The following is a 9221-nucleotide window of genomic DNA, read 5'->3' on the forward strand; positions in this document are numbered from 1 at the left end:
GATCCGTTCGAACCTTCGAAGTACAGTGCCAGGGCGCGTCGGCGGCCGTGGTGTCGCACGCGGCCCCCGACCCCGACGAAAGGCGCCCCGTCGTGATGCCACTGTGGTCACGAGCCCAGCAGCAGGACTTCCGCAGCCGGGTGCGCGGCTGCCTGCTCGGCGGTGCCATCGGTGACGCGCTCGGCGCCGGCGTCGAGTTCGAGCCGCTGGAGAAGATCCGGGCCCAGCACGGCCCGCAGGGCGTCACCGGCTACCTCCCCGCCCACGGGCGCACCGGCGCCGTCACCGACGACACCCAGCTCAGCCTGTTCACCGTGGACGGCCTGATCCGCGCCCACATCCGGCGCGACACCGGCAGCTGGCACCCGCCCACCGACCTGCACCTGGCCTACCTGCGCTGGGCCGCCACCCAGCGCGACTGGGGCCCGGACGAGCGCCGCCCCGACCTCGGCTGGCTCGGCCGCGAGGAGTGGCTGTACGCCCAGCGCGCCCCCGGCCAGGGCTGCCTGACCGGCCTCAGCGGCCCGGACGGCGAGCGCCTCGGCACCCTGGAGCGGCCCAAGAACCCGCACTCCAAGGGCTGCGGCACGGTGGTGCGGGCGGCGCCCTTCGGGCTGCTCACCACTTGGGAGCCGGGCCTGGTGTTCCAGCTCGCGGTGGAGTGCTCGGTGCTCACCCACGGCCACCCCACCGGCTACCTCGCGGCGGGCGCCTTCGCGGTGATCGTCCAGGCCGTCGCCCGCGGCGGCACCCTGGAGGAGGGCGTGCACCTGGCGCTGGCCCTGCTCTCCGAACGGCACGCGCACGAGGAGACCACCGCCGCGCTGCGCGCCGCGCTCGACGCGGTCCGGGCCGGCGAGCCGTCCGCCGAGCGGGTCGAGGCCCTGGGGGAGGGCTGGGTCGCCGAGGAGGCGCTGGCCATCGGGGTCTACTGCGCACTGGTCGCCCACGACGTCCGCTCGGGCCTGCTGCTGGCCGTCAACCACTCCGGGGACAGCGACTCCACCGGCTCGATATGCGGCAACCTGCTCGGGGTGCTGCACGGCGACACCGCACTGCCGCCGGGCCTGGTGGCGGGTCTGGAGGGGCGCGGCGCGATCCTCGAACTCGCCGACGACTTCGCGCTGGAGCTGATGCACGGCACCGAACTGCACGACCTGCGGAGCCCGGAGGGGGCCGGCTGGGCCACCCGCTACCCGGTGGCGCGCTGACCGGCGACGCGCGGGCCGCTCCCGTACGGGCCGTCGGCCCCCGGGTTGCCCGCCCCCGGGCTGCCCGTTCCCGGGCTGCCCGCCTCCGGGTCGCCCGCCCCACGGACGCGGGCCCCCGGAACGGCAGTTGCCCGTAGCGCCGACCGCCGCCGCTCGGGGCGACGGACAGCGCTACGGGCAACTGGGCCGAGCACGGATCCCGTTCAGACCTCGCCGAAGGCCCCCGCCGCAGCGGCGGACGCGAAGGCGTTCCAGGCCTGGGTGGAGAAGCGCAGCTGCGGACCGGCCGGGTCCTTGGAGTCCCGGACCGCGACCGCACCCGCGGCCGGTCCGGCGATCTCCACACAGGCGCCCTGGCCTCCACTGTGACTGCTCTTGCGCCAACGGGTTCCGTGCTCGGCGGGGGTGCTCATTCGTGGTATCCCTTTTCGATGTCGGCTATCAGCGACCGGCTCTCCGCGACACCGAGTGCGGCCGCTCTCAGGTAGTCGTACAGACCGGTATAGCGGCGCACATCGGCCTCCTTCTCCAGGTAGAGATCGCTCGTCACACCTTCGAAGTAGACAACCGTGGAATCGGCTGACTCCGGGAACTCCAGCAGGGAGAATGTCCCGGTCATGCCGGGGTGGGCGCCGTGCGAGAACGGGATCACCTGGATGGTGATGTTCGGGCGCAGGCTCAGCTCCAGCATCTGCCGCAGCTGGCGGGCCATGATCTCGCGACTGCCGACCTCGCGGCGCAGCGCCGCCTCGTCTATGACGGTCCACAGGCTGCCGAGCTGGTTGTCGCCGTGGACGCGCTCCTGGCGCTTCATCCGCACCTGGACCCGGCGTTGCACCGCGATCGCGTCGGTGTCCGGCTGGGTGCCCTCGACCACCGCCTGCGCGTACTGCTCGGTCTGCAACAGGCCGGGGATGAAGGAGGACTCGTACGCGCGGATCGAGGAGGCCTCGGCCTCCAGCCCGATGTAGACGCTGTACGGGGTCGGCATGTCGTTGAAGTCGTGCCACCAGCCGCGCTGGCGGGACTCCTTGGCCATCTCCATCAGGCTGCCGCGCATCTGCTCGTCGGCCACGTTGTACACGTCGCAGAGGTCGCGCACGTCGCGCTGGCTGATGCTGCGGCGGCCGTTCTCCAGCCGGCTGATCTTCGACTGGGAGACCATCAGGCGGCCGGCCACCTCCTCCGCCGTCATCCCCAGGCCCTCGCGGAGTTTGCGCAGCTCGGAGCCGAGGCGTCGGCGGCGCACGGTGGGATTGATGTTCGCGGACACGTCGACCTCCGGCCGAACCTCTGGTGATCGTTGGAACGGCAGCCCTCGGAACACTTCGGACATTGGGACCAACCCCCCTGACTTGGAGCAGCATGTCACCTTGGGCCAGGTCGGCGCCGGGGAATCACAGCAGCGCGGTAGAACAGATCATCGGAAAACCGCGTCCGTGAGACAGCGAAAGCCCCCAGGTGGTAATGCGGCTCGGCGACTCGAACCGGTAGTTGCGGTGGGCCCCGACGGGCCTGCGGGAACGGCAGAGGGGCGGTCGCCGGGCGACTTGCGTCGCGGGGCGACCGCCCCTCTGTGCTCCTGGTGCTTCTCGTGCTTCCGGTGTGCCCGGTGCCTCCGGCGGTGCCGGTGGTGCCGTTGGTACCGGTCGTCCTGGTGGTGCGGAGATGTGCGAAAGGTCGTTCAGCGCCGCCGAGGGGCGCGAACGGTGCGCCGCGCGCTGCCGGGCGGTCCGTCGGACCTTCCGTCGGACCTTCGGTCGGACGTGCCGCCGGGGGCGTCGCCCGCTACGGGTCCGGCGGTCCGGGTCAGCGGACCCCGACCCGCGGTGCGGGGACCCGCCCGCCCGGGGCCCGGCCCGTGGCACGGGCACCGGAGCGACCGGAACCGACCCCGACCCCGGCCCCGGGACCCTGGGATGAACGGTTCTGCTGCGCCGGCAGGCCGTTCTGCACGTCCATCACGGCGTGCGCGACCATCCCGCCCAACGGGTCGTACCGGATCAGGTCGCGCAGCCGCGACCGTGAGGACCGGCCCTCGTTCCCCGGGTACAGGTGCTTGCCCAGCCCCACCGAGTGGGCGAGGGCCGCGAGCGCGGCCGTCCGCGGGTCCGGCGGCACGCCGGTGCGGATCGCGGTGTCCAGTCGCTGCTTGATCGCGGCGTTGGTGCAGTCGTCGGACGCCTGGTACCGGGTCGTCGGCAGCACTCCGCACACCTGCCCCGGCACGGCCGTGACCATGCCGCAGCGCTCCAGGTGCGCCAGGTACGTCTGTCGCAACCCCAGCCGGGGCCCGCCGATCCAGTGCGCCGCGCGGACCGGACTGCCGCGTCGGCGCAGCAGTTCCAGTGCGTGGTCGAGGGTCGGGTCACCGGTCGGCCGTGCGAGCACGACGGCGATCCGGTCACCCTCCGGTACGATCCGTCCGGCCAGGGACAGCTCGACGAGCTGGGCCCCGGCGAGTCCGAGGTCGAGGGTCTGCGGCTGCGCCGTGGTACCCGTGGTCGGGTCCAAAGCGAGCAGCAAGAGTTCCTCGGGAACAGTTCTGCGGCTCTTGCCCATCCAAGCCTCCCCGCGTGGATGAGAGACAGGGTGACGCCTCTCACACGGGCTTGTCGAGTACGCCTCCGAATCGTGACCTTGCGGTGAAGGCGCGGAACCGGCGGCCTCGGGCCCGGCGTCTGACCCTTGAACAGACCGCGTTGCGGCCGTGCGGCGGCAATAAGCGCCGGTCGGGCGGGGTGTGCGCGGCCGGACGGCCGTCGGTGGCGGAGACTGTACAGGTACACGGGGCGGGGCGTCGGCTTCCCGAAATCGGGTCTGCCGGTGCCCCGCCGGGCGTTGAGGAGGCTGGGATACGTGGGCGAGTCCCCCGACAGGGTGCTGAGGGACGGCGAGCGGGAGCAGGAGCGGGACCGCGAGCGCGAACGGGCGGGCGCGACGGCTGCCGGGGCGTCAGGCGGGGCCGTCCGGCCCTCGGCCGACGCCTCGACCGAGGCTGCCGCCGACGCGTCCGCTGACGCCTCGCCCGCTGCCGACACTTCGGCCGACTCCGCTGTCGACACGCCGAAGGCGGGAGCCAAGGGCGGCCCGACGGTGGAGCTCCGTGTCCGGGATGTGGACAGTCGGACGACCATGCTGCGGCTGCCGACGGACGACCGGACCACCGCCCTGCGGCTGCCGGTGGACAACCGGACCACCGCGCTGCGACTGCCGGACGAGCTCCGCAAGCCCGCGGACGAGGGTGGTTCCGACGGCGGCCCGCAGAAGGGGAAGGGCGCCCCGGAGGCCGGCGGCGAGAAGGGGAGCACCGAGCGGACGCCCGCCGCCGACCCGCGTCTCGCCATCCGGACCGCTGCGGCGGCGGATCCGGCCGACGGGACCGGCGAGGACGACTCGACCGACGAGGCCGACGGGCTCGATGAAGCCGACCGGCCCGATGACGCGGCGGAGGCCGCGAAGCCGGAGAAGCCGGCGAGCGTGAAGCGGGCGGAGGCCGAGCAGGCCGACACGCCCGACGACGCCACCGCCCCCGCCGCCGGGAAGGCCGACGCGCCCAAGACCCCCGGAACCTCCGGGACTCCCGACACCTCCGAGACCCCCGACGCGACCGAGACCCCCGACGCCACCGCGCCCGTCGCACTGACCGGGGACGGGCAGCCCGGTCAGCGGTCGGGCGGGGCGGGGCAGTCGGGCCGGTCCGAGAAGCTGGAGAAGCCCGCACCGCTCCGTACCCCCGCGGCCCCGGCGGCGCCGCCCGCCGCCGGCACCGTCCCCGAGCCCCCGGAGCCCACCCCGCTGCCGGAGCCGGAGCCGGACCCGGCCCCCGAACCGCTGCCCCGGCCGGCCCCCAAGCCGACCCCCACCCCCACCCCCGCGCCGACCCCGCTGCCCGAGCCGGACCAGCGGCCGGTGCCGCCCGTCCCGCCGCTACCCCGGCCCGAGCCGCTGCCCTCCCAGCAGGTGCCGCCGCGGCCGCAGGCCCGGCCGGAACCGGAGCCCCAGCTCCAGCCCCAGCCGCTGCCCTCGCCGGAGAACACCGCCGAGGCGATGGAGGTGCTCGCCACCCTCAACGCCCGCCCGGTCTCGCCGCTGCGCCGCGCGCTCAAGCGGATCACCATCTGGACGGCCTTCCTGGCCGTGGTGCTCGGCGTGCTCGTGGTGGCCCAGCTGCTGCGCCCGCTGCCGGACCCGAAGGTGCGGATGACGACCGCGGGCAGTTTCAGCTTCGCCGGCGACCAGTTGGACCTCGCCTGGCCGGCCAAGGGCCAGTCCGCCGCCGAGGTGGTCGGCGTCGGCAGCCTGGGCAGCTCGGGACAGGAGACGCCGGCCCCGATCGCCAGCGTCACCAAGGTGATGAACGCCTACCTGATCCTGCAGAAGTTCCCGCTCAAGAAGGGGGAGAGCGGCCCCAAGATCAAGGTCGACAAGCAGGCCGCGCAGGAGTCCGGCAACGCCGACGAGTCCCGGGTGACGCTCGTCGAGAACCAGGAGCTCACCGAGTACCAGGCGCTGGAACTGCTGATGCTGCCGTCCGCCAACAACGTGGCCCGGCTGCTCGCCCGCTTCCACTCCGGCTCCGAGGACGCGTTCGTCAAGCAGATGAACGACACCGCGGCCAAGTTCGGCATGGCCAACACCACCTACGCCGACCCGGCGGGCTTCAACGCGGACACCAAGTCCACCGCGAAGGACCAGCTCAAGCTGGCCGAGCAGGCCATGCAGGACGAGATCTTCCGGCAGATCGTCTCCACCCCGGACACCACGTTCAACAACGTGAAGATCCCCAACACCAACAACCTGATCAACCCGAAGACCGGCGTCATCGGCGTCAAGACCGGCTCCAGCACCCCGGCCGGCGGCTGCCTGATGTGGGCCGCGTACAAGGAGATCGGCGGCGTGAAGCGGCTGATCCTCGGCGTCACCCTGGGCCAGCAGGCCACCAGCCCGAACGCCGGCGACGGCATCCTGCCGACCGTGCTCAAGGTCAGCGGCAAGCAGATCCAGGCCGCGCAGAACGGGCTGACCGGCCAGACCGTGGTGAAGAAGGGCGACGTGGTCGGCAGCGTGGACGACGGCCTCGGCGGCAAGGTCGCGGTCGTCGCCACCAACGACCTCGTGGTGCCCGGCTTCCCGGGCGTCACCGGCACCGTCACCCTGGACCCGTCCGCGCTGGGCCACAACGAGAAGGCGGGCAAGGAGGTCGGCACGCTGCGCGTCGGCGCCGGCGACAGCCGGACGGAGGTCCGGGTGGCCCTCCAGTCCGACCTGAACCCGCCGTCCATCGAGTCCCGCCTGCTGCGCCTGCTCTGACCGTCACGGCGCGTGGGGAGCCGGCCCGCCCGGCTCCCCCCGCCCTGTCCCCCCGTCAGACCCCGGCATCCCCGCCTCCCGGTCCGCCACCCCCGGCCGACCCCCGATCCGGTACGCTGTGAACGGCCTGGTCACCGACCGGCCACGCCTCAGTAGCTCAGGGGATAGAGCACGGCTCTCCTAAAGCCGGTGTCGCAGGTTCGAATCCTGCCTGGGGCACATTCAGAACCGCAGTTCGCAGGCCCTCCGCCCACCCCGGGCGGAGGGCCTGCGGCCGTTCCCGCTCCTCCGCACCCTCGGCCCGCCACTGCCGTCCTGCCCCCAGGGAGGGCAGATCAGCGGACCGGACCGTCCAACTCGCCGTCCTCCAGCGGCCCGTCGGCCCGCGGCGCCCGGACGGACGGCACGATGACCCGCTGGACCCTGGGCCTGGTGCGCCAGTTGACCCGTCGGACGTCCCGGGCCAGGGCACCCGGCCGCCAGAGTTCGATCACGGCCGTCACGACGCCGAGCACGGCGCCGGCGGCCAGCCAGCCGGCCAGCACGTCGCTGGGCCAGTGCACCCCGAGGGCGGTCCTGGTCCAGCCGATGGTCAGCACCGTCACCGCGGCCACCGCGCAGGCGGCGGTCCGGCCGCGTCGGCCGACCCGGTACCAGACCAGGCCGACCAGGACGGCACAGGTGATCGCCGAGGCCATGGCGTGCCCGGAGGGGAAGGCCGGGCCGCCCGCGTGCGAGACCGGGTCGGAGAAGGCGGGCCGCTGCCGGCCGACGGCCAGCTTGAGTGCCCACTGGGCCGCCCAGCCCACCAGCGCCTGAGCGGCCACCCAGCCGGCCAGCACCCGGGCGCCGATCAGCAGGAGCCAGGCGGCCGCACAGCCCAGCAGGATACGCATCGTGACGGGGCCGCCGATGTCGGAGAGGGTCTGCACCGCGGCGGTCCAGATCCGGTGATCGCGCGCGTAGGAGTGCAGTCCGCCGATCCAGTCCTGGTCGAACTCGTGCAGGGGGTGCCAGCGGCCCGTCACCAGCGTCGCCAGAAGGCCGAACAGCGCGGCGCAGCCCAGCGCGACCGACGCGTCCCGGAGGAGGCGGCGATGACGCACGGTGACGGGTCTCGTGCTGTTGGTCAGGTGCATGCCTGACACCTTCCCAGTGCGCTGTGCCGATCGGGAGCTGGAGTGATAGCGATTCGGCATCTTTTGTGCGGAGGACCTGCGTGCGCCGGGGGGCGGGCGCGGGCGGAAACCAGGGGCGCGCGGGAACGTCCACCGGCGTTCGCCTGTTCAACCAATGGGCGGCGGTTGCGTGTGCGGGCGGTGAAGAAGCGCTCCACGAGCGGTCGCGAACGGGCACCCGAGGTGCCCGGGTGGTCACCGAGTGTCCAGAACCGGGGTGAAAACCGGCAGGATACTGCATCGCGAGGAAGAATCTGAACGACTTGGGAATGTTGTCCGGAATCTGTTCGTTGGATCGTTACGTGTGAGCCCCTGGGGGCCCGCACTTCTTGCCCTCCAGGGGGGCAGGCAGGCAGACCTCGGCAACACCAGCAAAGGGAGCAAGCATGGCCACCCGTGCCGTCGTTCGCGACAGGGCCGACCGGACTCGCGCGGCCCGCCCGACCAACCTTGAGGCCGACCGCGACCTGGTCGGTATGTACCTCGACGAGATCGCCAGGACGCCCCTGCTCGATGCCGCCGAGGAGGTCGAGCTCTCGCTGCGGATCGAGGCCGGTGTGTACGCCCAGCACCTGCTGGACGAGAGCGAACTCCCCGACGGTCAACTCCCCGACGGCGTCACGCGCGAGGAGCTGGAGGCGATAGCCGCCGACGCCGAGCGCGCCAAGGACGTCTTCATCCGCTCGAACCTGCGCCTGGTGGTGGCGGTCGCCCGGCGCTACCCGCGCAGCGGGCTGCCCCTGCTGGACCTCATCCAGGAGGGCAACGCCGGCCTGGTGCGCGCCGTCGAGAAGTTCGACTACGCCAAGGGCTTCAAGTTCTCCACCTACGCGACGTGGTGGATCCGGCAGGCGATCACCCGCTCGATCGCCGACCAGTCCCGCACCATCCGGCTGCCCGTACACCTGGTCGAGGAACTCGGCCGGATCCGCCGGGTGCAGCGGGAGAAGTCCAAGGAGCTGGGCCGCGAGGCGGAGCCGGCCGAGATCGCGGCCGAGCTGGACACCACCGAGGCCCGGATCAAGGACGTGCTGGACTGGGCGCGCGACCCCGTCAGCCTCAACATGTCGGTCGACGACGAGGGCGAGACCCAGTTCGGCGACCTGGTGGAGGACACCGGGGCGACGTCCCCCGAGGACGCCGTGATGGTCATGCTCCGCCGCGAGGAGCTGGACGGCCTGATCGGGCGACTGGACGACCGCACCGCCTCGATCATCCGCTCCCGGTACGGCATGGAGGACGGTCGCGAGCGCACCCTCACCGAGGTGGGCAAGCAGCACGGGCTCACCCGCGAGCGGATCCGGCAGATCGAGAAGCACGCCCTGGCCGAGCTCAAGAAGATCGCCGACCATGCGGGCTTCGAAGCCGCCTGACGGCCGGCGGCCGAGGTCGACCACCCGGGCCCGGGGGGGGGGGGGGGGGGACCCCGGGGGCTTCTACGCTGGCGGGACAGTTCGGAACGCTATCCGGTGAGTGGACAGGATGAGCCAGCAGGAAAAAGGGTGGGCGCAGGAACCGG

7 protein-coding genes and 1 tRNA gene are annotated in these 9221 nt (G+C 72.8%); 4 read left to right on the forward strand and 4 right to left on the reverse strand.

Annotation, left to right across the window (positions count from 1 at the left end; all coding sequences use genetic code 11):
* The first annotated feature begins 95 nt into the window (after positions 1–95).
* On the forward strand, positions 96–1211 hold the full coding sequence (locus ACZ58X_RS14815; protein ID WP_470334039.1) for an ADP-ribosylglycohydrolase family protein: 1116 nt from the start codon (positions 96–98) through the stop codon (positions 1209–1211).
* A gap of 203 nt (positions 1212–1414) precedes the next feature.
* Here the strand turns inward: ACZ58X_RS14815 and ACZ58X_RS14820 are convergent, their stop codons facing one another.
* The 3 genes from ACZ58X_RS14820 to ACZ58X_RS14830 all read right to left on the reverse strand — a co-directional run bounded on the left by ACZ58X_RS14820 (position 1415) and on the right by ACZ58X_RS14830 (position 3773).
* Entirely contained in the window at positions 1415–1624 is a 210-nt protein-coding gene (locus ACZ58X_RS14820) for a DUF397 domain-containing protein (protein WP_350505095.1), read from the reverse strand.
* Entirely contained in the window at positions 1621–2484 is an 864-nt protein-coding gene (locus tag ACZ58X_RS14825; protein ID WP_470334040.1) for a helix-turn-helix domain-containing protein, read from the reverse strand. Before ACZ58X_RS14825 ends, ACZ58X_RS14820 begins: the two co-directional genes overlap by 4 nt.
* A gap of 536 nt (positions 2485–3020) precedes the next feature.
* Positions 3021–3773, reverse strand: coding sequence for a GOLPH3/VPS74 family protein (locus ACZ58X_RS14830; RefSeq protein WP_470334041.1), 753 nt, complete (start codon positions 3771–3773; stop codon positions 3021–3023).
* A 297-nt stretch (positions 3774–4070) separates the two neighbouring features.
* On the opposite strand from ACZ58X_RS14830, the gene ACZ58X_RS14835 reads away from it, so the two are divergent.
* Together ACZ58X_RS14835 and ACZ58X_RS14840 are read left to right on the forward strand one after the other, a co-directional pair.
* Positions 4071–6524 (forward strand): D-alanyl-D-alanine carboxypeptidase family protein, encoded by a 2454-nt coding sequence (locus tag ACZ58X_RS14835; RefSeq protein WP_470334042.1) that lies wholly within the window; start codon positions 4071–4073, stop codon positions 6522–6524.
* A 146-nt stretch (positions 6525–6670) separates the two neighbouring features.
* Positions 6671–6743 (forward strand) — tRNA-Arg (locus tag ACZ58X_RS14840).
* 116 nt (positions 6744–6859) lie between these two features.
* Here the strand turns inward: ACZ58X_RS14840 and ACZ58X_RS14845 are convergent.
* Positions 6860–7663 (reverse strand): phosphatase PAP2 family protein, encoded by an 804-nt coding sequence (locus tag ACZ58X_RS14845; protein WP_470334043.1) that lies wholly within the window; start codon positions 7661–7663, stop codon positions 6860–6862.
* Between the two features lie 425 nt (positions 7664–8088).
* Between ACZ58X_RS14845 and ACZ58X_RS14850 the strand changes: the two genes are divergently transcribed.
* Positions 8089–9075, forward strand: a complete 987-nt coding sequence (locus tag ACZ58X_RS14850; protein WP_350505103.1) for a sigma-70 family RNA polymerase sigma factor — start codon at positions 8089–8091, stop codon at positions 9073–9075.
* The last annotated feature ends 146 nt before the right edge of the window (positions 9076–9221 follow it).

This window comes from Kitasatospora sp. NPDC040550, from assembly GCF_055594965.1.